General features: G+C 66.5%; 24 protein-coding genes. 7 read left to right on the forward strand and 17 right to left on the reverse strand.

Going from position 1 to position 24952, the window contains the following annotated elements:
• Positions 1-66 precede the first annotated feature (66 nt).
• The gene (locus FHR73_RS05485; protein ID WP_183629918.1) at positions 67-546 is read right to left on the reverse strand and encodes a MarR family winged helix-turn-helix transcriptional regulator; all 480 of its coding nucleotides are present in this window, start codon (positions 544-546) and stop codon (positions 67-69) included.
• An 80-nt stretch (positions 547-626) separates the two neighbouring features.
• Between FHR73_RS05485 and FHR73_RS05490 the strand changes: the two genes are divergently transcribed.
• Positions 627-1796: a PLP-dependent aminotransferase family protein gene (locus tag FHR73_RS05490; RefSeq protein ID WP_183629919.1), complete on the forward strand. Its 1170-nt coding sequence runs from the start codon at positions 627-629 to the stop codon at positions 1794-1796.
• A gap of 1 nt (position 1797) precedes the next feature.
• The gene (locus FHR73_RS05495) at positions 1798-2397 is read left to right on the forward strand and encodes a glutathione S-transferase family protein (RefSeq protein WP_183629920.1); all 600 of its coding nucleotides are present in this window, start codon (positions 1798-1800) and stop codon (positions 2395-2397) included.
• A 46-nt stretch (positions 2398-2443) separates the two neighbouring features.
• Here the strand turns inward: FHR73_RS05495 and FHR73_RS05500 are convergent, their stop codons facing one another.
• From FHR73_RS05500 to FHR73_RS05510, 3 genes are all read right to left on the reverse strand, one after another.
• The gene (locus tag FHR73_RS05500; protein WP_260175596.1) at positions 2444-2866 is read right to left on the reverse strand and encodes a hypothetical protein; all 423 of its coding nucleotides are present in this window, start codon (positions 2864-2866) and stop codon (positions 2444-2446) included.
• Between the two features lie 340 nt (positions 2867-3206).
• Complete coding sequence (locus FHR73_RS05505) at positions 3207-4106, reverse strand: manganese catalase family protein (RefSeq protein ID WP_183629921.1); 900 nt, start codon at positions 4104-4106, stop codon at positions 3207-3209.
• Between the two features lie 39 nt (positions 4107-4145).
• Positions 4146-4658 (reverse strand): ferritin-like domain-containing protein, encoded by a 513-nt coding sequence (locus tag FHR73_RS05510; RefSeq protein ID WP_183629922.1) that lies wholly within the window; start codon positions 4656-4658, stop codon positions 4146-4148.
• Positions 4659-5009: 351 nt separating this feature from the next.
• On the opposite strand from FHR73_RS05510, the gene FHR73_RS05515 reads away from it, so the two are divergent.
• Positions 5010-7874 carry an EAL domain-containing protein gene (locus FHR73_RS05515; protein WP_260175597.1) on the forward strand — a complete coding sequence of 955 codons (2865 nt, stop codon included), beginning with the start codon at positions 5010-5012 and terminating at the stop codon, positions 7872-7874.
• Here FHR73_RS05515 and rbsD read toward each other — a convergent pair.
• Genes rbsD through FHR73_RS05545 form a run of 6 tightly spaced genes read right to left on the reverse strand, consistent with a single transcriptional unit; the run spans position 7871 to position 13691 of the window.
• Positions 7871-8275: a D-ribose pyranase gene (gene rbsD, locus FHR73_RS05520; RefSeq protein WP_183629923.1), complete on the reverse strand. Its 405-nt coding sequence runs from the start codon at positions 8273-8275 to the stop codon at positions 7871-7873. The genes FHR73_RS05515 and rbsD overlap by 4 nt on opposite strands.
• A complete protein-coding gene (gene rbsK, locus FHR73_RS05525; RefSeq protein ID WP_183629924.1) occupies positions 8272-9180 on the reverse strand; it encodes a ribokinase in 909 nt (302 codons plus the stop codon). Before rbsK ends, rbsD begins: the two co-directional genes overlap by 4 nt.
• Positions 9170-10189 carry a LacI family DNA-binding transcriptional regulator gene (locus tag FHR73_RS05530; protein WP_183629925.1) on the reverse strand — a complete coding sequence of 340 codons (1020 nt, stop codon included), beginning with the start codon at positions 10187-10189 and terminating at the stop codon, positions 9170-9172. The genes rbsK and FHR73_RS05530 overlap by 11 nt, the downstream gene beginning before the upstream one ends.
• Positions 10189-11166, reverse strand: a complete 978-nt coding sequence (locus FHR73_RS05535; protein ID WP_183629926.1) for an ABC transporter permease — start codon at positions 11164-11166, stop codon at positions 10189-10191. Before FHR73_RS05535 ends, FHR73_RS05530 begins: the two co-directional genes overlap by 1 nt.
• Positions 11163-12719: a sugar ABC transporter ATP-binding protein gene (locus FHR73_RS05540; protein ID WP_183629927.1), complete on the reverse strand. Its 1557-nt coding sequence runs from the start codon at positions 12717-12719 to the stop codon at positions 11163-11165. Before FHR73_RS05540 ends, FHR73_RS05535 begins: the two co-directional genes overlap by 4 nt.
• Before the next feature lie 15 nt (positions 12720-12734).
• A complete protein-coding gene (locus tag FHR73_RS05545) occupies positions 12735-13691 on the reverse strand; it encodes a sugar ABC transporter substrate-binding protein (RefSeq protein WP_133860613.1) in 957 nt (318 codons plus the stop codon).
• A 208-nt stretch (positions 13692-13899) separates the two neighbouring features.
• On the opposite strand from FHR73_RS05545, the gene FHR73_RS05550 reads away from it, so the two are divergent.
• On the forward strand, positions 13900-14448 hold the full coding sequence (locus FHR73_RS05550; RefSeq protein WP_017640536.1) for an adenine phosphoribosyltransferase: 549 nt from the start codon (positions 13900-13902) through the stop codon (positions 14446-14448).
• A 508-nt stretch (positions 14449-14956) separates the two neighbouring features.
• Here FHR73_RS05550 and FHR73_RS05555 read toward each other — a convergent pair.
• The 5 genes from FHR73_RS05555 to pnuC all read right to left on the reverse strand — a co-directional run bounded on the left by FHR73_RS05555 (position 14957) and on the right by pnuC (position 17618).
• Entirely contained in the window at positions 14957-15262 is a 306-nt protein-coding gene (locus FHR73_RS05555; RefSeq protein WP_183629928.1) for a putative quinol monooxygenase, read from the reverse strand.
• 64 nt (positions 15263-15326) lie between these two features.
• Positions 15327-15875, reverse strand: coding sequence for a GTP cyclohydrolase I FolE (folE, locus tag FHR73_RS05560; RefSeq protein ID WP_183629929.1), 549 nt, complete (start codon positions 15873-15875; stop codon positions 15327-15329).
• Positions 15876-15938: 63 nt separating this feature from the next.
• Complete coding sequence (locus FHR73_RS05565; RefSeq protein WP_183629930.1) at positions 15939-16493, reverse strand: Smr/MutS family protein; 555 nt, start codon at positions 16491-16493, stop codon at positions 15939-15941.
• A gap of 37 nt (positions 16494-16530) precedes the next feature.
• Positions 16531-17058 carry an AAA family ATPase gene (locus FHR73_RS05570; protein ID WP_183629931.1) on the reverse strand — a complete coding sequence of 176 codons (528 nt, stop codon included), beginning with the start codon at positions 17056-17058 and terminating at the stop codon, positions 16531-16533.
• Positions 17055-17618, reverse strand: coding sequence for a nicotinamide riboside transporter PnuC (pnuC, locus tag FHR73_RS05575; RefSeq protein WP_183630204.1), 564 nt, complete (start codon positions 17616-17618; stop codon positions 17055-17057). Before pnuC ends, FHR73_RS05570 begins: the two co-directional genes overlap by 4 nt.
• 266 nt (positions 17619-17884) lie before the next feature.
• Here pnuC and FHR73_RS05580 point away from each other — a divergent pair, with 266 nt between their 5' ends.
• From FHR73_RS05580 to FHR73_RS05590, 3 genes are read left to right on the forward strand one after another with little or no spacing between them, the layout of a single operon-like run.
• On the forward strand, positions 17885-18721 hold the full coding sequence (locus FHR73_RS05580) for an undecaprenyl-diphosphate phosphatase (RefSeq protein WP_183629932.1): 837 nt from the start codon (positions 17885-17887) through the stop codon (positions 18719-18721).
• Positions 18718-19218 carry a DUF1294 domain-containing protein gene (locus FHR73_RS22630; protein ID WP_311629065.1) on the forward strand — a complete coding sequence of 167 codons (501 nt, stop codon included), beginning with the start codon at positions 18718-18720 and terminating at the stop codon, positions 19216-19218. The genes FHR73_RS05580 and FHR73_RS22630 overlap by 4 nt, the downstream gene beginning before the upstream one ends.
• Positions 19219-19278: 60 nt before the next feature.
• Positions 19279-21090 (forward strand): gamma-glutamyltransferase family protein, encoded by a 1812-nt coding sequence (locus FHR73_RS05590; protein ID WP_409258651.1) that lies wholly within the window; start codon positions 19279-19281, stop codon positions 21088-21090.
• Positions 21091-21211: 121 nt separating this feature from the next.
• Here FHR73_RS05590 and mqo read toward each other — a convergent pair whose 3' ends face one another.
• Both mqo and FHR73_RS05600 read right to left on the reverse strand, forming a co-directional pair.
• Entirely contained in the window at positions 21212-22708 is a 1497-nt protein-coding gene (gene mqo / locus FHR73_RS05595; protein ID WP_183629934.1) for a malate dehydrogenase (quinone), read from the reverse strand.
• A 454-nt stretch (positions 22709-23162) separates the two neighbouring features.
• A complete protein-coding gene (locus tag FHR73_RS05600; RefSeq protein ID WP_183629935.1) occupies positions 23163-24752 on the reverse strand; it encodes an ABC-F family ATPase in 1590 nt (529 codons plus the stop codon).
• Positions 24753-24952 lie beyond the last annotated feature (200 nt).

Genomic DNA, 24952 nt, shown 5'->3' on the forward strand with positions numbered 1-24952 from the left:
GCCAGCTTAGCCAGGCCGCTCGGGCCGGTATCCGTACACCGAGGCCGCGAACCAACGGTACAGTTTTCAGGAGTCGACCGAGGGTTGCGAACTGTCCTGGCTGCCTTCGGCCTCATGGCGACCGGCCAGCGCCTGGTTGAAGGCCAGCCAGCCTTCGGCGGCGTCCGCTCCGGCCGCGGCCAGGGCAGCCTGCACCAGGCGCATCTGCTCGCGTCTCAAGGTCTGCTCCAGCGCGGCGCCGCCACGGGTCAGCGACAGCCGTCGCTTGCGCTTGTCCGTCGCGTCAGTCGCCATGGCCACCAGTTGCATCTCCAGCAACTGCCGCAGCGGAATGTTCAGCGCCTGCTTGCTGACGTTGAGCACTTCCAGGAGGGCCTTGTTGCTCAATCCCGGTTCGCGGGCGATGAAGAACAGGATGCGCTGGTGGACCCGGCTCAGGCCGCGGCGCGCGAGCATGTCGTCGGCCTTGGCGGTGAACGCCTGGTAGCCGAAGAAGAAGGTCTCCATGACCAGGCGCTGCTGGGTGGTCTGGTTTAGGTCAAGCATATTGACTTGTCTTTCCGGAGTGCATTAGGGTCGGTCAAGTAGTTTGACTCATTAGCCGGCCACGGGCCACAGGAGGGCAGATGGCATTTTCCGAACGGGTGACCCGACTCAAGAGCAGCCTGATCCGCGACATCCTGGCGGCGGCGCAGCGCCCGGAGGTGATGTCCTTCGCCGGAGGCCTGCCCGCCGAGCGCTGTCTGCCGGCGGTGGACTGGAGCCGGATGCCGGCCGGTCTGGGTCAGTACGGCATGAGCGAGGGCGAGCCGGCCCTGCGCGAAGCCATCGCCGCCCAGGCCCGCGGCTATGGTCTGGAATGCACGGCGGACCAGGTGCTGGTGACCACGGGTTCGCAGCAGGCCCTGGATCTGATCGCCAAGCTCTATCTCGACGTCGGCACTCCGGTGCTGGTGGAAGGCCCCACCTACCTGGCGGCGTTGCAGAGCTTCCAGTTCTTTGGCGCGGATTGTCTGGAGGTCAGTCTGGCCCCGGAGGGGCTGGATCTGGAGGCCTTGCGTCTGCAACTGGAGCGGCAACGCCCGGCCTTCGCCTATCTGATCCCGACCTTCCAGAATCCCTCCGGGGTGCGCTATTCCGCAGCCAACCGGGCGGCGGTGGCAGCCCTGCTGGACGAGTACGGCGTGACCCTGGTCGAGGACGAGCCCTATCGCGAACTCAGCTATGACGGGGCGCCGGCGCGGTCGCTATGCGCCCAGCTCCGGCGCAGCGCCTGGATCCACACCGGCAGCCTGTCAAAGACCCTGCTGCCCGGCTTGCGCGTGGGCTACCTGATCGCCTCGCCCGAGTTGCTCAAGCCCTTGCGGGCGCTCAAGCAGGCTGCCGATCTGCACACCTGCCGCATGAGCCAGTGGCAGGTCCTGCAATGGCTGGGCAGCGACCGCTATGCCAGGCACCTGGAGGAGGTACGGGCCTTCTATCGTGAGCGCCGCGATGGCTTCGCGCTGGCGCTGACGCGGCATTTCGGCGATATCGCCGACTGGCAGATCCCGCAGGGCGGTCTGTTCTTCTGGTTGCGGCTGAAAACGCCCCTGGATACCCGTACGCTGCTGGACGCCGCCCTGGCGCAGGATGTCGCCTTCATGCCGGGCGAGCCGTTCTTCGCCGAGCCGGAGCGTCACCGCGGTCTGCTGCGGCTCAATTTCAGTCATGTGCTGCCCGAGCGGCTGGACACGGGCCTTGCGCGCCTGGCCAGCGTGATCCGCGAAGCCACCCCCCATTACAAGGAGCTGTGAGATGTATCAGGTCTATGGCGATCGTCGTTCCGGCAACTGCTACAAGGTGGTGCTGATGCTGCACCTGCTCGGCGTGGAGTATCGCTGGCACGAGGTCGATATCCTCGCCGGCGAGACCCGGAGCGAAGCCTTCCTGGCGAAGAATCCCAACGGCAAGATTCCGGTGCTGGAGCTGGAGGACGGCACCTGCCTGTGGGAGTCCAATGCCATCCTCAACTTCCTCGCCGACGGCACGCGCTTCCTGCCCAGCGAGCCGCGCCTGCGGACCCAGGTGCTGCAGTGGCAATTCTTCGAGCAGTACAGTCACGAGCCCTATGTGGCGGTGGCGCGTTTCATCCAGCTCTACCAGGGGCTGCCGGCGGAGCGCCGGGAGGAGTACGAGGTCTGTCTGGTGCGCGGCTACAAGGCATTACGGGTGATGGAGCAGCAGCTGCAGCGCACGCCCTTCCTGGTCGGCGAGGACTACTCGATCGCCGATATCGCGCTCTATGCCTACACCCACGTCGCCCACGAAGGCGGCTTCCAACTGGACGACTATCCGGCGATCCAGGCCTGGCTGGCCCGCGTGGCAGCGCAGCCGGGGCATGTCGCCATCGGCTGAAACGCGAGCGGGGAGCCAAGGCTCCCCGCGGGACGCCGGGGCGTGATCAGCGGGCGCTGACCACGAATTGCCAGTACTGGTTGAGGCGGCGCTCGCCACCGTTGGCGGTCAGCAGCACCGAGGACGGCGGCTTGGACTGCAGCTCCGGCAGGGATTTCATCAGTGTCAGCCAGTTGCTGTAGTAGGTCTGCAGGCAGCGGCGGGCGGTGCCATTGTTCTGCAAGGAGGTAAGGGCCTTCTGGTAGGCGGGTTCGATCTGCGACAGCGCCTGGACAACGCAGGCGTCGGTATCGGAGAAGCGGGCGGTGTCGCCGATGCGGGTGCCGGCGATCACCGCCTTGTTCGCGCAGCTCTTGAAGGCAATCATGCTGGCCTGCTCGAATTGCAGGGCATTCTGATCCATGGCGAAGGCGGGTGCGCTGCAGACTGCGCTGGCAACGAGGGCTAAGGCGTAAAGGTGGCGTTTCATGGTGGCGTCCCTGACTACGTCGGTACAACGTGGTGGCATCAATGCACAGCGGCAGACTGCGCCGCCGAACGAATGTTCAGCGCGAAAGGCGGCAAAGCGCCATCAGGTGAATTCCACCAGACCGACGGTAGTGAGACCTATGAACAGGGCGGTCAGAGCGACCATGGCGAACGCCAGGAGATAATCTTCCATCAGGGCTTTCCCTACTACGATGACGGCAGTAGGACCGATGGCAATTGGCCAGGTTCGTGCGGGGGCGAGCGCGGGATGAAGTGGCCGACGAAAGGTCGTCAGGCCGGGGAAAGGGCGACGACGCCCGGTGGGCGTCGTCGCCTCGACATCACTCGTCCAGACGGTTCTTGTCGAGCTGCTTGGCCAGGCCGGCGCCCAGGTCGGCGCCCGTTACCGGCGCCGCATTCGGATCCGACATCGTGCGGGTGGCGAGCTGTTCGATCGCCTTGGCCTGCATCGGTGGCAGCTTGACGCTGGCCAGACCGTCGCCCCCGTCCACGGCGGGGGTGGGCTGCTCCACGAACTCCCAGTCCTGACCCTGGTTCCAGGGTCCGCGCAGGTCGCCTTCGCCTTGCGACATGTTGTAGTACACGCTAGCGAACTCGGGTCGTGGCGGCATCTTGCCCTGGGGGAAGTTGGGCTGGATGGAATGCAGCGCGTTCTCGAAGGACTTCTGGTGCGCGATCTCGCGGGTCATCAGGAAGCTCAGGGTATCCTTGATGCCGGCATCGTCGGTGACGTTGATCAGGCGCTCATAGACGATCTTGGCCCGGGCTTCGGCGGCGATGTTCGACCTGAGGTCGATGGTCGGTTCACCGACGCTGTCGATGTAGGCCGCGGTCCAGGGTACCCCGCCCGAGTTGACCAGCTGCGGGCCACCGCCATAGAGGATCTGCGTGAGGTGGGAGTCGTTGCCGGCCCCGGTAAGGGAGCGGTACATGTCCGCTTCTTCCTGGGTCTTTTCCGCCAGGTCGCCTTTGGCGCCCTTGTTCAGCATGGCGATCATCGAGCCGATGATTTCCAGGTGGCTGAGTTCTTCGGTGGCGATGTCGAAGAGCATGTCCTTGCGGCCCGGGTCGAGCTCGGCTATCGCCTGGGTGAAGTAGCGCATGGCGGCGGCGAGTTCGCCTTGGGGACCGCCGAATTGCTCCAGCATCAGGTTGGCGAGACCGGGATTGGGTTCGGACACGCGCACGGTATATTGCAGTCGCTTGTTATGGACGAACATGTAACCTCCAGGGGCTAGTCACGGTAAAGCTCGGGCGGTTCAGCGCTTCGCGGTCAGATCGGGATCGGCGGAGCGTTCCAGGAAGGCACGGGTGGTGGCGGGCAGGTCTTCCAGCAACCAGGCCGCCATGGCCTTCTCCTGTTCGAGGATGCGTTCGCAGGCTTGCTGCGTTTCGGTGTCGCCAATCTCGGCAGCGGCCGCGATCAGCGTGGTGTAGGTGGCGATTTCGATGTTTTCGAAGACGTAGCCGGCGATGGCGCCCTTGATGACCTCATCGCTCATGGGCGCGCCGCCAAGGGCCTGGCCCAGCGCCATCAACTTGCCGCCCATGTCCTTGAGGGTCGAGGCGCTGCTGCCGTGACGACTCAGGCAGCCTTCGATGATCTGGCGCTGCTCCTGGGTTTCCCTGATGTGCTGCTCGATGCGCTGGCGCAGTTGCGGGTAGTGCTCCAGCCGGGCGGCCTGGGCGGAGAGCATCTTCTCGGCCTGTTCCTCCATGGCATGGGCATCGCGCAGCCAGTCGATGAGGTTGTCTTGCTTGGAAGCGGTCATGGAAAACTCCTGCTCGTGGAGAGGGCGACAACGGGCTGGAGGGCCCCACCAGATTGCGTTCTGTCTGCTTATTAGTGGTCCTGGCCTAGCGAGAGATTCGGGTCGCGGCGGCCTTTCGGATCGATGGGAAAGCGCCTGGCGTTTTGTTCTACAAGCCCAGCGGCGGGGAGTGGTCTACCAGGGTGGGTTCTTGGACAGGACCTTCTCCGCTGTATAACTCTTGTCCCAGTCGGTCTGAGCTATTAGTCATATCTTTGCCGTTCGCGCCCCCAGGGAAACCGTTCATTCCGTACTTGCCGATGCCGGTGTCATCTGTGTCAGGATTTGGGGAATGCACGGGAAGGAGTCAGCATGAAAGGGCCTGAGGAACAGTCGCCAGGCGCACGCCCGGCCAGGCCGCCGGAGGCACGCTGGCCGGATCCGAATGCGCCGGGATTGGACGCGGAGCAGATCATCGCGCAGCTGCGTGCGGCCGCTGCCGCTGCCGACTGGGCCTGGTACCAACGGCGCGGCAACTGGTCATGCATGGCCACCGGCAATGGTGCCAGTGCCTGGCCGGAAGTGCTCGACGACGAGGAATTGGCGCAGCTGTCCGCCGAGGCCGGGCTCAGCTGCCATCCCACCGGCAGTGGCCCGACACCGCTGGGCTGGTTGCTCGCCCGTCCGGATGGGCACACCGATTTCGCCGCGCTGGCGCTGAGATTCGGCTTCGTCCTGCAGCGCCTGCAGTTGCAGCGGGCCCAGGCTATCCAGCAGGTGCTCTACGACATCACCTACCTGGCCAGTTCGACGCTGGATCGTCAGCTGTTCATGCAGCGCACCCACGAGCTGCTGGTCTCGCTGATCGATGCCGAGAATTTCTTCCTGGCGCTGCAGGACGCCGACTCGGACCAGATCCACTATCCCTATTATTTCGACCAGCGCGACGAAAGTCCGCCCGAGCCAGGCTCCTTCGAACTGCTGGATCGCGAGCGGCCCTGCCTGACCGCCTATGTGCTCATGCACGGGACACCGCTGCTGCTGCCCAAGGAAGCCATCGAAGCGGCGCAGGTGGCAGGGCCCTACTATTGCCAGGGCTCGGTCCCCGAGTTCTGGATGGGCATCCCGCTCAAGGATGGTGCCGATCGCACCTTCGGCGTGCTCAGCCTGCAGGTCTACGACCGCGAGCGCCGCTATGGCCCCGAAGACCAGGCGCTGTTCCAGGTGATCGCCCGCGACGTGGCCATGGCCCTGGATCGCATCCTGCGGCGCGAATCCCTGGAAGCCACCGTGGGCCAGCGCACCCTGGAGCTGTCGGAGGTCAATGCCCGGCTGCGCGAGCAGATCGCCGAGCGCGAACGCGCCGAGCAGCTGCAGGCGGCGCTGTTCCGCATCGCCGAGCTGTCCAGCGCCAGCACCGACATGCCGGAACTGCTGGGCGGTCTGCACCGCGTCGTCGGCGAGTTGCTCTATGCCCACAACTTCTACATCGCCCTCTACGACGACGCCTCGGGGGAGGTGAGCTTTCCCTATTTCGCCGATGAGCGCCGTACCACGGCACCCGTCGCCCGACGCGGCACCCGCGGCTATACCGAGTACACCATCCGCCAACGGCGACCCTGCATTATCGATCGACAGAAGGCCCGGCTGCTGATCGAGCAGGGCGAGATCACCCCGGTCGCGGGTACCCCGGAAGCCTGCTCCTGGCTGGGCATCCCGCTCTATGACGGTAAGCACGTCCGGGGGGTGCTGGCGGTGCAGAGCTATCGCGAAGACGTCTACTACAGCCGGCGCGACCAGGAGCTGCTGACCTTCGTCTCGCGCCACATCGACACCGCCTTGTCCCGGCGCAGCGCTGCGGAAGCCATCCAGCAGTCGCGCCAGGCCCTTGAGGTCAGGGTGCAGGAGCGCACCCGGGCGCTGGACGCGGCCAATGCCCGACTGCTGTACGAGAACAATCACGATGCCCTGACCCGGCTGCCCAATCGCAGCTTCTTCCAGCAGCGCCTGGGCGAACTCTGGACGGCGCTGGAGCGCGACGGGACCGGCCTGGCGGTGATGTTTCTCGACCTGGACAGGTTCAAGCGCATCAACGACCAGTTCGGCCATCCCTTCGGTGACCTGCTGCTGGTGGCGGCCGGTGAGCGATTGTCGAGCTGCCTGCGCGAGACCGACCTGCTGGCACGGCTGGGGGGCGACGAATTCGCCATCCTGGTGCCCGGTGGCGGCCTGGATTCGCCGGTGGCCATCGCCCAGCGCATCATCGAAGCCTTCGACCGCCCGCTGGTGATCGACGACCACAGCCTGTTCGCCTCCTGCAGCATCGGCATCGTGGTGGCCGATCCCAGTCTGCATCAGCAGCCGGATGACCTGCTGCGCGACGCCGACACGGCCATGTACCGGGTCAAGCAGGGCGGCCGCGACAACTTCGCCGTCTTCAACCAGGAGCTGCGCCAGGTGGTCTCCGACCAGGTGGTGCGCGAAGGCGCGCTGCGCAAGGCGCTGAAGAATGGCAACGAACTGGAGCCCTTCTTCCAGCCGATCATCGACGTCACCAGCGGCCGCGTGGCGGCGCTGGAGGCGCTGATCCGCTGGCGTCAGCCGGACGGCAGCGTACTGGCACCAGGGGCCTTTCTACCCGAACTGGAAGGCCTACGGCTGATCGGACGCCTGGATACCTACATGCTGACGCGCATCGCCGCCACCCTGGCCGAGCCGGCCCAGGCGCACTGGCCGGTGGTGCACGTCAATTGCTCCAGCTACAGCATCGTGCGGCCGGAATTCGCCGACGAGGTGCTGAGCATCCTGGCCGCGTATGGCGTGGCGCCGTCGCGGATCTGCCTGGAGTTGACCGAGGGGGCACTGGTCGCCGAGCCGGAGCGCGCCAAGGCGGCCATGGAGGCCCTGGATCGCCATGGGGTCTCGGTGGTGCTGGACGATTTCGGCGCGGGCTTCTCGTCGCTGGGTTACGTCCACGAATACCGCTTTCGCGGCCTCAAGATCGACAAGTCCTTTGTCCTGCGCCTGGCCGACAGCGCGCGCAGTGTCGCCATCGTTCGCGCCATCGTGCGCATGGCCGAGTCGCTGGGGCTGGATGTGGTCGCCGAGGGCGTCGAGGACGCCCAGGCGCTGCAACTGCTCAGGGACATGGGGGCCCGCCATGCCCAGGGTTATTTCTTCGCCCGCCCGCTGGATCTGCTGACGACCCGGCGGCTGCTGGCCAGGGCCGTCGACTAGAAGGCGACGCCGGCCACCAGGATCAGGTTGGTGTAGGGCTGGCACTCGCCGGTGCGGATCTGCACCCGCGCCTGGCGACAGAGGGTCTTCATCTCGTCATGGGAAACCAGGCGGCGGCTGCCCAGGGCGCCGTCCGCGGTCAGGCGTTCCAGTTCGCCCAGTGCCGGTGGCTGGGCGGTGAGGGTTTCCTCGGCGAGCAGATGGCTTTCCACCTGCATCTCGCTGAGCAGCGCCTGGAGCACACTGAGGAAATCCGGCACGCCTGGGGTGACGGCCAGATCGACCAGCGGGGTACCCGGCGGTACCGGCATGCCGGCGTCACCGATTACCACCAGGTCGCCGTGACCGAGACTGGCGACGGCCTGGGACAGGGCGATGTTGAGCAGAGAGGTCTTTTTCACCGGGCGAGCTCCTGGCGGGTAGGGATGGAGGGCTGGGCGCCCGGACGGGTGACGGCGATGGCGGCGGCCTGCTGGCCGAGGGCGATGGCGGCCTCCACGCTGAGACCTTCCGCCAGGCCGGCGGCGAAGCCACCGAGGAAGGTGTCGCCGGCGGCGGTGGTATCCACCGCCTTGACCGGTGTGGCCGGGTGGTGGCGGCAGCTGTCGGCCGTGACCTGCAGCAGGCCCTGGCCACCCAGGGTCAGCAGCACCTGGCGGGCGCCGGCGGCGACCAGCTGCCGCGCGGCGGCTTCGGCCTGGTCCAGGGTGTCTACCGGCAGGCCGGTCAGCAGGCTGGCTTCGCTTTCGTTGGGCACCAGGTAGTCGATATGGGCGTACCACTCGGCCGGCAGCGGACCGGTGGCCGGCGCCGGATTGAGGATCACCGTCTTGCCCAGTGCATGGGCGCGGGCGAGGGCGTCGCCCACGGTGGCCAGCGGCACTTCCAGCTGGGCGATCACCAGCTTGGCCTGGTCGAGCACGCGCTCCTGCGCTTGCAGGTGCGCGGCGGACAGTTCGCCGTTGCCGCCGGCGACGATGACGATGGCATTCTGGCCCTGGTCGTCCACCAGGATGGACGCGATGCCGGTGGGGACCTCGGCCGCCACCGAGACACCCTGGCAGTCGATGCCTTCCTGCACCAGGCTGCGGGTCAGGAAGTCGCCGTAGGGATCGGCGCCGACGCAGCCGATCATGGCGACCCGGGCGCCCAGGCGCGCCGCGGCGACGGCCTGATTCGCGCCCTTGCCGCCGGGTGCGGTGGTGAAAGCGTGGCCGGCGAGGGTCTCGCCGCCCTTGGGCAGGCGCGGGGCGCGCACCACCAGGTCCATGTTCAGGCTGCCGATGACGACGACGTCAGGGTGCATGGGAGGTCTCCAGAGCAGGGGGCGCCGCGGTGGATTCGCGCAGCACCAGCCGGGGTACGGCGATGTCGTGGGTGGAAGGGCTGCCGACCGTCTCGCGGCGCGCCAGCAGGAGCTGGGCGGCGCGCTCGCCGAGATCGCGGATCGACTGGCCGATGGTGGTCAGGGCCGGGTAGAGATAGCGGCTGAGTTCGATGTCGTCGAAGCCCACTACCGAGAGCTGGCCGGGGACGCTCAGGCCTAGTTCGGCAGCGGCGCGCAGCACGCCCAGCGCGATGGTGTCGTTGCCGGCGAAGATCGCGCTCGGGCGCTCCGCCCGGGCCAGCAATTCGCGGGCCGCGGCATGACCGGCCGCCGCGGTGAAGGGGCAGCGCTCGATGGCGCCAGGGGCGCTACCGGCTTGCGCCAGAGCCTCCTGGTAGCCGGTGATCCTTTCACTGGCGACGGGGGAATCGGCCGGGCCACCGATGCAGGCGATGCGGCGATGACCGAGTTCCAGCAGGTGGCGGGTGGCGAGCAGGCCGCCCTGGTGGTGATCGATGCGGATATGCGCGGCCTGGACGCCGTCCAGCGGGCGGTCTGCCAGCACCAGCGGGATGCGCAGGCCGGCGAGGGCACGGGCGAAGCGCGGATCGCCGTCCACGGTGGCGACCACCAGGCCGTCGATCCGGCGCTCCTTGAGTACCCGCAGATAGCGCAACTGCTTGTCGGCGTCGTCATCGGAATTGCAGAGGATGACGCTGTAGCCCTGGCGCTCGCAGTGATCCTCGATCCCCCGCGCCAGTTCGGCGAAGTAGGGGTTGACCGCATTGGGCACCAGCACGCCAAAGGTGCCGGTGGCGCGACTGCGCAGGGAGCGGGCCACGCCGCTGGGCACGTAGCCCAGTTCGGCGATGGCCGCCTCGACCTTGTTCCGCACGCCCGGACTGACCGGGCGACTGTTGTTCACCACATGGGAGACCGTGGTGTAGGAGATGCCGGCGCGGGCGGCGACATCCTTGATGGTCGCCATCAGCCCTTGCTCTTGGCGCGCTGGCTGCGATAGGTGTCGAGGATCACCGCAACCACGATGACCGCGCCGGTGATGATGCGCTTGGTCGGCTCACTGGCGCCGATCTGGGCCAGGCCCGCGGCCAGCACCGAGATGATCAGCACGCCGAAGAAGGTGCTGATCACCGAGCCGCGGCCGCCCATGAGGCTGGTCCCGCCGATCACCACGGCGGCGATCACCTGCAGCTCCAGGCCGACGCCGGCATTGGGATCGGCGGCTTCCAGGCGGGAGATCTGGAACAGTGCGGCCAGGCCCGCCAGCAGGCCCATGAGGGCGAAGACGATGACCTTGTAGGGCTTGGGATTGATCCCGGCCAGGCGCACCGCTTCCTCGTTGGTGCCGATGGCGATCAGGTAGCGCCCGAGCACCGAACGGGTCAGCAGCAGCTGCGCGATCACGATCACCAGCAGGGCGATGACGAAGGAGGGCGAGATGCCGAAGGCGAAGGGCGTCGACAGCCAGGCATAGGCATCGCCGATGTAGGCGGTACGCGAATCGGTCAGTTGGTAGGCGGCGCCACGGGCCATCTCCAGCACGCCCAGGGAGACGATGAAGGAGGGGATGCGCCAGGCCACGGTCACGCTGCCGGTGAGGGTGCCGGTCAGGGCAGCGGCGAGCATACCCAGGGCGGCGGCCGGCAGGATGCCCCAGCCCCATTCCAGGGTGGCGACGCTGACCACGGCGGCGGCCAGGGCGACCACCGAACCCACCGAGAGATCGATGCCGCCGATGATCAGGATGAAGGTCATCCCGGTCGCCAGCACCATCAGATCGGGGATCTGGTTGGCCAGGGTGGTGAAGGTGGCATAGGAGAGAAAGTGGCTGCTCATCAGGGAGAACAGCACGATCATGGCCAGCAGGGCGGCGGCCAGGCCGACGTAGGTGCCCAGGCCCAGGCCGAAGGCGCGCCGGGAAGAGGTGACGGGAAGACTGCTCATCGAATGGCTTCCTGAGAAAGGGTTTGCGGTGGGACGGGTTCTTCCAGCAGGGCCTCGCGGGAGCGATAGCCGGCGAAGGCGGCGGCCAGCAGCCGCTCCTGATCCCAGTCATGGCGTTCGAAGGTGGCTTCCAGGCGGCCGGCGGAGATCACGCCGATGCGATCGCAGATCAGCATCAGCTCGCGCAGGTCACTGGAGACCACGACCAGGGCCTTGCCCTGGCGGGTGAGTTCGGCCAGCAGGCCATAGATCTCGAACTTGGCGCCGACGTCGATGCCGCGCGTGGGTTCGTCGAACAGCAGCACCTGGCAGTCGCGCTCGAGCCAGCGGCCGATGACCACCTTCTGCTGATTGCCCCCGGAGAGTTCGCCCACGGGCTGGGTGCCATCGTTGCAGCGGATGCGCATGCCCTTGATATGGCGCTCGGCCAGGGCCGCTTCGCGCGAAGTGCTGACCAGGCCCTGCTGGGCGACCTTGGCCATGTTGCCCAGGGCGATGTTGGCACTGATCGGCTGGCTGAGCAGCAGGCCTTCGCCCTTGCGGTCCTCGGTGATCAGGGCGATGCCCTGGCGCACCACCTTGGCCGGTGAACCCAGGTCGACCGGCTTGCCAGCCAGCTGCACCGCGCCGGAATCGGCGCGATCGGCGCCGAAGATCAGCCGCAGCAGTTCGGTCCGTCCGGCGCCGATCAGCCCGGAGATGCCATAGATCTCGCCGGCGCGGACGCTGAAGGAGACGTCCTGGACCTTGTCGGCGCGCGTGAGCCCCTTGACCTCCAGCAGGGGCGGGCCGAACCGCCGTTCGCCCATGTCGAGGTGCTCGCCGAGATCGCGGCCGACCATGAGGCTGACGATCTGGTCGGTGCCGTACTCCGCCATGGGCGCGTCGGCCACCAGGCGACCATCGCGCAGCACCACCAGCTGCTGGGCGATGCGCTTGAGTTCCTCCAGGCGATGGGAGATGTAGACCAGGGCCACGCCCCGGGCACGCAGGCGCTCGATCTGTTCGAACAGCAATTCCACCTCGCGCGAGGTGAGCATGGCGGTCGGCTCGTCGAGAATCAGCACCCGGCAATCGCCGATCAGGTTGCGGGCGATTTCCACCATCTGCTGGTGACCCACGCCCAGTTCGGCGATGGGGGTATCCGGATCGATGGCCTCCAGGCCGACCTGGGCCATGGCCAGCCGCGCCTGTTCGCGCAACTGGCGCCGGTCGATCCAGCCCAGTCGCCGGGGCAGGCGATCCAGAAAGAGATTTTCCGCCACGGTGAGGGTAGGCAGCAGATTGAGTTCCTGCATGACCATCCGTACGCCCTGGGCTTCCGCCTCACGGCGGCTGCCCGGGGCATAGGGTCGGCCGAGGAAGCTCAGCTCGCCGGTGGTGGGTTGCACCAGGCCACAGAGGATCTTGGACAGGGTGCTCTTGCCGGCGCCGTTTTCCCCGGTGAGCGCCAGCACCTGGCCGGCGCGCAATTCCAGGTCCACGCCGCCGAGTACCGGCTGGGCATAGGTCTTGCCGATGCCACGGGCGCTGAGGATGACCTCGGACGACATGGGGCTCTCCTTGACTCAGGGCTGGGTGACGAGTTCGACCGGCGTCTCGATCACGCCGTCCTTGGCACCGGTGGGCTCGCCCTTGACCAGCTTGAGCGCGGCGTCGATACCGAACACGGCCTGCTTGGCGGCGAACTGGTCGGCGGTGGCGAGGACGCGACCGTCTTTCAGCATCGGGTGGATGGCCTTGATGTTGTCGTAGCCGACGATCTGCACCTGACCTTTCTTGCCGGCGGCGCGCACGGCGGAGACGGCGCCCAGCGCCATGCTGTCGTTGCCGGCCAGCAGGGCCTTCAGGTCGGGATACTCGTTGAGCATGGCCGCGGCGACGGCATTGCCCTTGTCGATTTCCCAGTTGCCGGACTGCACGCCGACGATCTTCATGCCGGCCGCTTCCATGGCGTCCTTGAAGCCCGCGGTGCGCTGCTGGGCGTTGGTGGTGGTGGAGACGCCCTCGATGATGCCGACCTGGTCACCCTGCTTGAGCTGCTTGGCCAGGTACTCGCCCACCAGGCGTGCGCCCTTGCGGTTGTCGGGGCCGACGAAGGGGATGTCCAGGGACTTGGACTTGAGCACCTCGGGATCCAGGCGATTGTCGATGTTGACCACCTTGATGCCGGCGTCGCTGGCCTTCTTCAGGACCGGAACCAGCGCCTTGGAGTCGGCCGGGGCGATGACCAGGGCGTCGACCTTGGACACGATCATCTGCTCGACGATACGGATCTGGCTGGAGGTGTCGGTCTCGTCCTTGATCCCGTTGGAGATCAGGTCGAAGTCGGCGGAATGCTCTTTCTGGTAGGTCTTGGCGCCGTCTTCCATGGTCAGGAAGAATTCGTTGGCCAGGGACTTCATGACCAGCGCGACCTTGGGCTTTTCGGCGGCCGTGGCATGACTGGCGGTGAGCGGCAGGATCAGCGAAGCGGAGGCGAGAGCGATAGCCGCCAGCAGGCGGGCAGGGCGAAAGGCCAGCATAGGGGAATCTCCGAATTCTTATGGTTCTTGTGGTCGCGCAAACGTTTGCGCGTGGCCGAGAATGTCCGCTTCGTTGGTAGCTGTCAACGCGAGTCACTACATGAATCGATTCAGCTCGCAGGGATGGCGGGTTGGCCCTGGCCGGGCAGGCATCGGTATACTGTGCAATCGTGTTCAACCAGGCGCCCGGCGCCCGAGAGTCTCTGCCATGTCCTTTTCCGAATCCGCCCTGAAATCCCTCATCCGCGCCGTGCCCGATTTTCCCAAGCCGGGGGTGATCTTTCGGGACATCACGCCACTGTTCCAGTCGCCCGAGGGGCTGCGCGCCGTCATGGCGGAGTTGCTGGAGCGCTATCGTTCGGCGTCCTTTACCCATGTCGGGGCGCTGGATGCCCGCGGATTCCTCATCGGTCCGATCTTGGCCTACGAACTGGGCAAGCCGCTGGTGCTGTTTCGCAAGCAGGGCAAGCTGCCGGCCGAGTTGCTGACCGAGGTCTACAGCACCGAATACGGCGATTCGGTGATCGAGGTGCATAAGGACAGCGTCGGTGCCGGGGATTCGGTGCTGCTGGTCGACGACCTCATCGCCACCGGTGGCACTCTGGTCGCCGCCGGCAACCTGATCCGCCGCCTGGGCGCCGAGGTCCACGAGGCCGCCGCCATCGTCGACCTGCCCGAACTGGGCGGCTCCAAGCGCCTGGAAGCCGCCGGCATCCCCACCTTCGCCCTGACCAGCTTTGCGCTGTCCGAGTATTGAGTGGTGGGGAAGGGCGGTAGCGCGGAAAACCGCGCAGCCTTTTCCATCTCCCGCGGTGCCCATTCGCGGACAAGGCTACGCCGTTGTCCACCCTACGACGGGGGTGGCTTGGCAGGGCCGGCCGCATCGGCAGATCGCCATGGCCGTAACCGGGCACTCGGCTCGTAGGTTGGGCTGAGCACAGCGAAGCCCAACAGCTCCCGCCCCGGCGCCGGGCCCGTTGGGCTTCGACGATCGAGCCGTCTCAACCCAACCTACGATCCTGCCCTGGGCACCGTAGGTTGGGCTGAGCACAGCGAAGCCCAACAGCTTCTGCTCAGTACCGCGCCCGTTGGGCTTCGACGATGGAGCCGTCTCAACCCAACCTACGATCCTGAAACGGGCACCGTAGGTTGGGTTGAGCGCAGCGAAGCCCAACAGCTCCTGCTCAGTACCGAGCCCGTTGGGCTTCGATAATGGAGCCGTCTCGACCCAACCTGCGATTTAGCGCAATCCTGGCAGCCGCTCGTCAAAGCTCGGCCGTCGGCTCTTTCGGCTCCAGCGGATACAGATCCACCTCGTCCGCCAGCTTGGGCAACTCGTCGAGAAAGGCGAGGGTGTGTGGCTGGTTGAAGTGGTCGTCCTGGGCGGCGACCGAGATCCAGCGGGCCTGGACCACCCAGACGTCGCCGTCCTCGCTGCCCTGGAAGACCCGATAGTCCAGGCACCCCTCGTCCCGCACGGCCATGGCGGCCAGATCCAGCAGGTGGGCGCCCAGCGCCTGGGAGCGTTCGGGTTGGGCCTTGAACAGGGTGAGGCTGTGGACGTCCGCCATGGCGTACAGGTCTCCTGGAGGTTCGAGGCTTCGACCCTCCGGGATGGCGAACGTCTCGACCGGTTCAGCGATTGATCAGGCTGAGGAATTCGGCGCGGGTGGCATCGCTGGCGCGGAACTGGCCGAGCATCACCGAGGTGACCATGGAGGAATTCTGCTTCTCCACGCCACGCATCATCATGCACATGTGCTGCGCCTCGATGACCACCGCGACACCGGCCGCGCCCGTGACTTTCTCGATGGCTTCGGCGATCTGCCGGGTCATGTTTTCCTGGATCTGCAGTCGGCGGGCGAACATGTCGACGATGCGTGCCACCTTGGACAGCCCCAGCACCTTGCCCTTGGGCATGTAGGCGACGTGGGCCTTGCCGATGAAGGGCAGCATGTGGTGCTCGCACAGGGAGTACAGCTCGATGTTCTTGACCAGCACCATTTCGCTGTTGTCGGAAGTGAAGAGCGCCTCGCCCACCACCTCTTCCAGCGTCTGGGTGTAGCCACGGCAGAGGTACTGCATGGCCTTGGCCGCGCGCTTGGGCGTATCCACCAGCCCCTCCCGGCTGATGTCTTCGCCGAGTCCGGTCAGGATCGAGGAGTAGTGCTGTTCGAGAGACATTTGGGTTCCTGTTTGTCGATAAGGAGGTTGGCGCTCTGGTGAGACGTCACCCGAGTCGCGGAGTCACTCGTCGCGACCTTCGAGCATGGTGCGCTTGAGCAAGACATAAAGCGAGCCGGTGCCACCGTGGCGGGGCAGGCAGGAGGTGAAGCCCAGCACCTGAGCGTGCTGGCGCAACCAGGTGTTGACGTGACTCTTGATCAGCGGCCGACGCCCATCCAGGCGCGCGGCCTTGCCATGGGTGATGCGCACGCAGCGGATTTCCAGGCGGGTGGCCTCGGCGAGAAAGTCCCAGAGGGTCTCGCGCGCTCTTTCCACGGTCATGCCGTGCAGGTCCAGGCTGCCCTCGAAGGGGATCTGGCCGCTCCTGAGGCGCTTCAGCTGGGTGTCCTGGACGCCATCGCGTCCCCAGTAGAGTTCGTCTTCGGCGCCTACATCGATGACGAAGGCATCGCTCAGGCCATCCACCCGGGTCGTGGTCGAGGTCCTGGTCGCATCGGCCCGGCGCTGGGCGATCTGGCCCAGGTCGGCGCGCGACTTGCCGGTGTCGGCGCGATCCTGCCTGAGTGGACGGATCCCGCGGGTGAAGTCAGCGAAAGAGGCATCGTCGTCGTGCATGGCGTTCTCCGGTGTAGGACGTCATTCTACCGACGGGTCAGGACTCGTGCAGCAATCGACTCACCGCGGCCAGCGCGGCCCTTTGCCGCTCGGGCCAGTCGCCGGCGATTTCCAGCACCGGCTGGCCGTGGGTCTGCAGCCAGTCCCGGCAGCTGGCGAAGAATGCCAGGCGCTCGGCGAGCTCCGGCTGGCAGCGCTGACCGTCGTCCTGCCAGGCGACGTCGCGCGGGTCGAGCAGCAGGTGCAGGTCGTAGCGGCGGGCCAGCAGCGCCGGCTCCAGCCAGGCGGGCGCGGCCTCGAACAGCAGCCGACTCCACAGCAGGTTGCTCAGCAGATGGGTGTCCAGCAGCAGCAATGCCGGCGCCCTGGCCCGCGCCTGGTCTTCCCGGCGCAATTGCTCGCGGGCGATGAGCTCCACATCCGCCAGGCGGGTGTCGGTGCCGTGCGCCTCGCAATATTCGCGAACGTACTCGTCGACCCGGACACCGCCGAATCTCTCGCTCAGGACCGTCGCCAGCCAGGATTTGCCACTGGATTCGGGGCCGGTCAGCACCACCACCTTCATCGCGAGGTCGCCAGGGCGCGGCGCCAGTCCAGCCAGCCATAGGCGGCGAGGCCGACGAAGACCGCGTAGAGGATCGCGGTGGGGTAGAGGCCCTTGTAATAGAAGAGGCCTACATAGATGACGTCCAGCACGAACCACAGCACCCAGCATTGCAGGCGCTTCTGCGCCATCCAGAACTGCGCGACCAGACTGAAACCGGTGAGCGCCGCATCCAGCCAGGGCAGGGCGGCATCGGTGTGGGTGCCCATGAGATAGCCGAGCGCCAGGCTACCCAGGGCGCCAACGGCCAGACCGGCCAGCAAGGGTCTCGCCGCGAGCGAGCTGACCACGCGGCCTTGGTGCTGCTGGCCGCCTCTAAGCCATTGCCACCAGCCATAGAGTTGCAGCACCGCATAGATGCACTGCAACAGCATGTCGGAATAGAGCTTCACGTCCAGGAAGATCCAGGCGTAGAGCACCACCATCACCAGGCCGATGGGCCAGGCCCAGATGTTCTGGCGCACCGTCAGCCAGACGGCGATCACCCCGAGAACGGCGGCCAGCAGCTCCACTGGCGACATGCCCAGCAGGGTGGTGAGGGACTCCAGAAACGACATGCTTCACATCCGGAAAGATTGAATGGGTCATTGTACGGCACCTAATGGCCGTCTATCGGTCTCTTCAACCGGTCTCGCTCTGGTAAGGTGCCGGGCGCTGACTTCAGCACGTGCTGTCTTGGGTACCGCGAAGGGCCATGCCCTGCGGAGCGTCACGGTTCGAACCCCGTTGCCGCCGGAGCCTGCAGCTCCGGCTACCTGCAAATGTTTCACTTGGATGGAGTAATACCATGGACCTATGGAGTGCCTTGCAGGCGCTGATTCTGGGGATCGTCGAGGGCATCACCGAGTTTCTGCCCATTTCCAGTACCGGCCACCAGATCGTCGTTGCCGATCTGATCGGCTTCGGTGGGGAAAGGGCCATCGCCTTCAATATCATCATCCAGCTGGCGGCCATCCTGGCCGTGGTCTGGGAATACCGCGCCAAGGTCTTCGCGATCGTCACCGATCTGCCGCGCAAGTCCTATGCGCAGCGGTTCACCGGCAACCTGATCGTCGCCTTCCTGCCCGCCGCCGTGCTGGGCGTGATCCTCGGCGACCTGATCCACGAATACCTGTTCAACCCCATCACCGTGGCTTTCGCCCTGGTGATCGGTGGCGTGATCATGATCTGGGCGGAAAAGCGTACCCATCGCATCCGCGTGGAAGAGGTGGACGACATGCGCTGGCATGACGCCCTCAAGGTCGGCTGTGCCCAGTGCCTGGCGATGATTCCGGGCACCTCGCGCTCCGGTTCCACCATCATCGGCGGCCTGCTGTTCGGCTTGTCGCGCAAGGCGGCCACCGAGTTTTCCTTCTTCCTCGCCATGCCGACCATGGTCGGCGCGACGGTCTACTCGGTGTACAAGTACCGTCATCTGTTCACCGCCAGCGATGTCCTGGTATTCGGGGTCGGCTTCGTCACCTCCTTCATCTTCGCCATGCTGGCGGTCAAGGCCTTGCTGAAGTTCATCGGCAACCACAGCTATGAGGTCTTCGGCTGGTACCGCATCGTCTTCGGACTGCTGATCCTGGCCACCTGGCAATTCGGCTGGATCGACTGGCACGCGGCCAAGGCGGCCGGGTGAAACCCGAGAAGGAACAGCAGAGCCGGCGCAAGCCGGCTCGTGCGTCTACGCAGAACGCTTCCCCCAAGGCCGCCAAGCGGGCAGGGCCGCTGACGCCCTACCAGCAGCGCGCGGCCATCGCCCGCCAGGACATGCTGGCGCTGCTGCAGATCGCGGTCTTCATCCTGCCCCTGGTAGGCATGCTGTCCCTGGCCTTCGGCCGCGGGGTGCTCTGGCCAGTGGCGCTCTACCTGCTGGCCAGCGTGGCCACCTATCTGCTCTACAAGCACGACAAGCAGCGCGCCCGCGACAAGGGCTGGCGCGTACCGGAGCGGATGCTGCACCTGGGCGAATTGCTCGGCGGCTGGCCGGGCGCCCTGATCGCCCAGCAGCGCTTTCGCCACAAGACGGTCAAGCTGAGCTTTCGGCTGGTGTTCTTCGCCATCGTCGCCGTCCACCAGTTGCTCTGGCTGGATGTGCTCTGCGGCGGCTTTCTGCACCGTCACCTGCCGCTCTGAGGTCGGGCCGGCGGCGCCGGTGCGACTGATGGGCTAGGCTTGGCGAGCGAAAGCCCCCGGTTGCCCAGGAGCCCCCCGTTGCGAACCCCTCTGTCGATCCTCACGCCCCTTTTCCTGTCCCTGACCCTGGCCGCCTGTAGCCAGAATCGCGAAACCGCCTTGCCCACGGCCCCCGAGGCCGGTTCCGGTTACCGCCCCGGGCTGACGGCCAGCGCAGCCACCCGGCAGATGGCGGCGGCGGCCAACCCCCTGGCCGCCGAGGCAGGGCGGGAGATCCTGCGCCAGGGTGGCTCGGCCATCGACGCCGCCATCGCCATGCAGGCGGTCCTGACCCTGGTCGAGCCGCAATCCTCGGGGATCGGCGGAGGCGCCTTCCTGCTCTACTGGGACGGTCGCCAGGTCCAAGCCTACGACGGTCGCGAGACCGCGCCGGCGGGCGCCACGGAAAGGCTCTTCCTGCACCCGGACGGCAGCCCCATGGCCTTCGAGGAGGCACGGATCGGCGGTCGTTCGGTCGGGGTGCCCGGGGTGCTGCGCGCGCTTGAGCTGGCGCATCGCGACCACGGCAAGCTGGCCTGGCAGGTGCTGTTCGAGCCGGCCATCCGCCTGGCCCGCGAGGGTTTCCCGTTGTCGCCGCGGCTGCATAACCAGCTGCTCCACGACCCCTTCCTCAAGCAGTCACCGGGTATGGCCGCGCTCTACCTGGATGCCCAGGGGCAGGTGAAGCCGGTGGGCACCCGGCTGCGCAATCCCGAGTTGGCCGATACCCTGGCGCTGATCGCCCGGGAAGGCGCCGGGGCGCTCTATCGCGGCAACCTGGCCCAGGCTATTGCCACGGCCGTGCAGCAAAGCCCCAATCCCGGCAGCCTGAGTCTCCAGGATCTGGCCGGCTATCGCGCCAGGACGCGCACGCCACTGTGCACCGACTACCGGCGCTGGCGCGTGTGCGGCATGCCGCCGCCTGCCGGTGGCATCACCGTGGCCCAGACCCTGGGCATCCTCCAGGCCCTGGAAGCCCGTGATCCGGCCTGGGCCCTGGCGCCGCTGCGACCGGTGCCGACCGCGCTGCCGGCGGGCCAGGAGCCGCGTCCCGAAGCCGTGCACCTGATCGCCGAAGCCGAGCGCCTGGCCTATGCCGATCGCGCCCAGTACGTGGCCGATCCAGAGCGGGTGCCGGTCAACGTCAAGGGTCTGCTCGATCCCGGGTATTTGGCCAGTCGGGCGCAGCAGGTCGGGGTGCGCAGCCTGGGCAAGGCGGCGCCGGGCACTCCGCCAGGACCGACGCTGGCCTGGGCGCCGGATCGTTCGCCGCTGCGCATCTCTACTTCGCAGGTGGTGGCCGCGGATGCCTGGGGCGGCGCCCTGTCCATGACCACCACGGTGGAAAGCTACTTCGGCTCCCACCTGATGGTGAAGGGCTTCATGCTCAACAATCAGCTGACGGACTTTTCCTTCGTGCCACGCGAGAAGGGCCTGCCGGTGGCCAATCGGGTGGAGCCGGGCAAGCGCCCGCGCTCGACCATGTCGCCGACCCTGGTGTTCGATCGCCAGAGTGGCGAGCTGCTGGCCACCCTGGGCTCGCCGGGCGGTTCGCAGATCGCCGGCTATGTGGTCAAGACCCTGGTCGGCTTGCTGGACTGGCAACTGGATCCCCAGGCGGCAGCGGGCCTGCCGAATTTCGGCAGCCGCAATGGCCCCACCGAGCTGGAGCGTGGCGAGACCACCGCGGCCCTGCGCCAGGCGCTGGAGCAGCGTGGGCATCAGGTGCGCGAAGACGAGATGACCAGCGGCATCCAGGTCATTCGCCGGGTGGGCTCAGGCTGGCAGGGAGGTGCCGATCCGCGGCGCGAGGGCGCGGCACTGGGGGATTAGGCGGGCGTCGGAGGGCGATAGCCCCTCACCCCAACCCTCTCCCTGGGGGAGAGGGGGCGGTTTTGCTGGGGTGGGGACGTCAGGAGCAGGGATGGCCCGCCAGTGGGCCATCCAGGTGGGGTCAGGCCGGCTGGTCGAGCTGCAGCACGCGGGTGGTGCGCTCGCGCACTTCGCGCAGCAGTTCGGGTTCTTCCGCCAGCTTGTGGCCGAAGGCCGGGAACATGGTGCGCAGCTTGGCCTGCCAGTCTTCGCTCTGGAAGCGGCCGGGGAAGCAGCGCTCCACCAGGGTCAGCATGATGGACACCGAGGTGGAGGCACCCGGGGAGGCGCCCAGCAGGGCGGCGATGGTGCCGTCACCGGAGGCGACGATCTCGGTGCCGAACTGCAGGACACCGCCTTTCTGCGGATCCTTCTTGATGATCTGCACCCGCTGGCCCGCCACTTCCAGGCGCCAGTCCTGCTTGCGCACGGCCGGGTAGAAGGCGCGCAATTCCTCGACGCGCTGGTCGAAGGACTGCAGCACCTGGCCGACCAGGTAGCGGGTCAGCGGCATGTTGTCCCGCGCCACGGCGAGCATGGGGCCGATGTTGCCCGACTTGATCGACTTGGGCAGGTCGAGGAAGGAACCCCGCTTGAGGAACTTGGTGGTGAAGCCGGCGAAGGGCCCGAACAGCAGCGACTTCTTGCCATCCACCACCCGGGTGTCCAGGTGCGGGACCGACATCGGTGGCGAGTTGACCCCGGCCAGGCCGTAGACCTTGGCCTGGTGGCGCTCGACGATGTGCGGATCGTCGCAGCGCAGCCACTGGCCGCTCACCGGGAAGCCGCCATAGCCGGCGCCCTCGGGAATGCCCGACTTCTGCAGCAGCGGCAGGGCCGCGCCACCGGCGCCGAGAAACACGAACTTGGCGATCAGCGTCCGGGTGGCGCCCGAGCGACTGTCTTCGATGGTCAGGCGCCAGCGCTGGTCGGCTTCGCGAGTCAGATCCACCACCTTCTGGTTGTAACGGACCTGGGTGCCGGGGCGGGTCTGCAGGTGACCCAGCAGGCTCATGGTCAGGGCGCCGAAGTTGACGTCGGTACCCCCGGCCACGTGGGTCGCGGCCACGGCTTCGGTGGCCGGCCGGCCTTCCATCACCAGCGGCATCCACTCGCGCAGCTTGGCGTGGTCCTCGGAATACTCCATGCCGTCGAAGCAGGCGTGATCCTTGAGGGCGTCATAGCGCTTGCGCAGGAAGGCCATGTCCTTGGCGCCATGCACGAAGGACATGTGCGGCACCGGGCTGATGAAGGCGCGCGGCGAGCCGAAGTGGCCTTCTTCCACCAGATAGGACCAGAACTGCTTGGAGGCCTCGAACATGCCGTTGATGCTGAGGGCCTTGGTGATGTCGATGCTGCCGTCCGCCTTTTCCGGCGTGTAGTTCAACTCGCAGAGGGCCGCATGGCCGGTTCCGGCGTTGTTCCAGGGGTTGGAACTCTCCGCCGCGCCTACGTCGAGCAGTTCGAGTACCTCGACGGTACTCGTGGGCTCCAGTTCCTTGAGCATGACCGCCAGGGTCGCGCTCATGATTCCCGCGCCGACGAAAACGAAATCCGACTCTTCGTTACCACTGTGCATTCATCGTACTCCTGAGACAGTGTCTCGCTTTACACCTGAGGGAGAGCGGGCGTCGGAGCCCGACCTCGAGTTGGGCAACCCCTGGCTGGCCGCAAGCGGCCGGGCAGGGGTGGGCAACCGGTAGGGCATGGCAGTCAGTTGCGACAGCGGCCGTCCGGCAATGTTCTGATTTATTGAATGGGGGCCAAGCGTCCCGGCGGGCCGGCGAAGGCCGGTGCCAGGCGGGGAGATCAGGATGCGACAGGGAACCCGTCGAGCGTGCCGGAAGGGGGCGCTACGTGTTACGAGACGTGGCAGGAGACCCCTGGTCTCCCGGCGCAAACGATAGGTGATGATCGCGGCGATCCTGGTCGAGTACCCGTTTCGGTGCGAAATGATACCTAGGGTAACTGTTTAGGGCACCCTCTATTTTGTTCGTGTAGTGGGTCGCGCGACCCACTACACGAACCCCGGGTCAGCCGTTGATGCCCTGGCTGCGCAGGTAGTCGTCATAGCTGCCGCTGAAATCCACCACGCCGGTCTCGCTCATGTCGAGGATGCGGGTGGCCAGGGAGGAGACGAATTCGCGGTCGTGGCTGACGAAGATCAGGGTGCCCGGATAGTTTTCCAGCGCCAGGTTCAGCGCCTCGATGGATTCCATGTCCAGGTGGTTGGTCGGCTCGTCCATCACCAGTACGTTGGGTTTCTTCAGGATCAGCTTGCCGAACAGCATGCGGCCCTGCTCGCCACCGGAGATGACCTTGACCGACTTCTGGATATCGTCGCTGGAGAACAGCATGCGACCCAGGGTGCCCCGGACCAGCTGTTCGCCGCCCTGGGTCCACTGACCCATCCAGTCGAACAGAGTGACGTCGTCGGCGAAGTCCTCGGCGTGATCCTGGGCGAAGTAGCCCACGTCGGCGCTGTCGGTCCATTTCACCTCGCCGCTCTGCGGGGTCATCTCGCCTACCAGGGTGCGCAGCAGGGTGGTCTTGCCGATGCCGTTGGGGCCGATGATGGCGACCCGCTCGCCGGCCTCGACCTGCAGGCCCAGGCGCTTGAACAGCGGCGTGCCGTCGAAGCCCTGGGTGACGTGCTCCAGGGTCACCGCCTGACGGTGCAGCTTCTTGTGCTGCTCGAAGCGGATGAAGGGGCTGACGCGACTGGAAGGCTTGACCTCGTCCAGCTGGATCTTGTCGATCTGGCGCGCCCGGCTGGTGGCCTGCTTGGCCTTGGAGGCGTTGGCCGAGAAGCGGCTGACGAACTGCTGCAGTTCGGCGATCTGGGCCTTCTTCTTGGCGTTGTCCGACAGCAGCCGCTCGCGCGCCTGGGTGGCGGCGGTCATGTACTCGTCGTAGTTGCCCGGGAACAGGCGCAGCTCGCCATAGTCCAGGTCGGCCATGTGGGTGCAGACGCTGTTCAGGAAGTGACGATCGTGGGAAATGATGATCATGGTACTGTTGCGCGCGACCAGGATGCCTTCCAGCCAGCGGATGGTGTTGATGTCCAGGTGGTTGGTCGGCTCGTCGAGCAGCAGCAGTTCCGGATCGGAGAACAGTGCCTGGGCCAGCAGCACGCGCAGCTTCCAGCCGGGGGCGACGGCGCTCATGGGGCCGAAGTGCTGGTCCTGGGGGATGCCCAGGCCGAGCAGCAGCTCGCCGGCACGCGCTTCGGCGGTGTAGCCGTCGAATTCGGCGAACTGCACCTCCAGTTCGGCCACGGCCATGCCGTCGTCTTCGCTCATTTCCGGCAGCGAATAGATGCGGTCACGCTCGGCCTTGACCTTGGCCAGTTCGGCGTGACCCATGATCACGGTGTCGATGACCGTGCAATCCTCGTAGGCGAACTGGTCCTGGCGCAGCTTGCCCAGGCGCACATTGGGTTCGAGCATCACCTGGCCGCCGGTGGGCTCCAGATCGCCGCCGAGAATCTTCATGAAGGTGGACTTGCCGCAGCCGTTGGCGCCGATCAGGCCATAGCGATGGCCGTTGCCGAATTTGACGGACACGTTCTCAAACAGCGGCTTGGCGCCAAACTGCATGGTGATGTTAGCGGTGGAGATCAAGGGAGTTACCTGTAAGGGGTTTCAGACCGGAGTTCGGCCGCTGTCCGGGCCGGCGGGCGGCCAGGACAGAGCGTTTCGATCGGACGGGCAGAGGTCCAGCGGGCAGGCTCGATGGGCAGCGACGGTGCGCGGCGGCCTGGCTGGGCTGCGGTAAAGGCGGGCGGTGCCCGACATGCCGCCTATTGTGTCATAGCTGCGAG

Source organism: Pseudomonas sp. AS2.8, assembly GCF_014190935.1.
In the GTDB taxonomy this organism is placed as follows: Bacteria; Pseudomonadota; Gammaproteobacteria; order Pseudomonadales; family Pseudomonadaceae; genus Chryseomonas.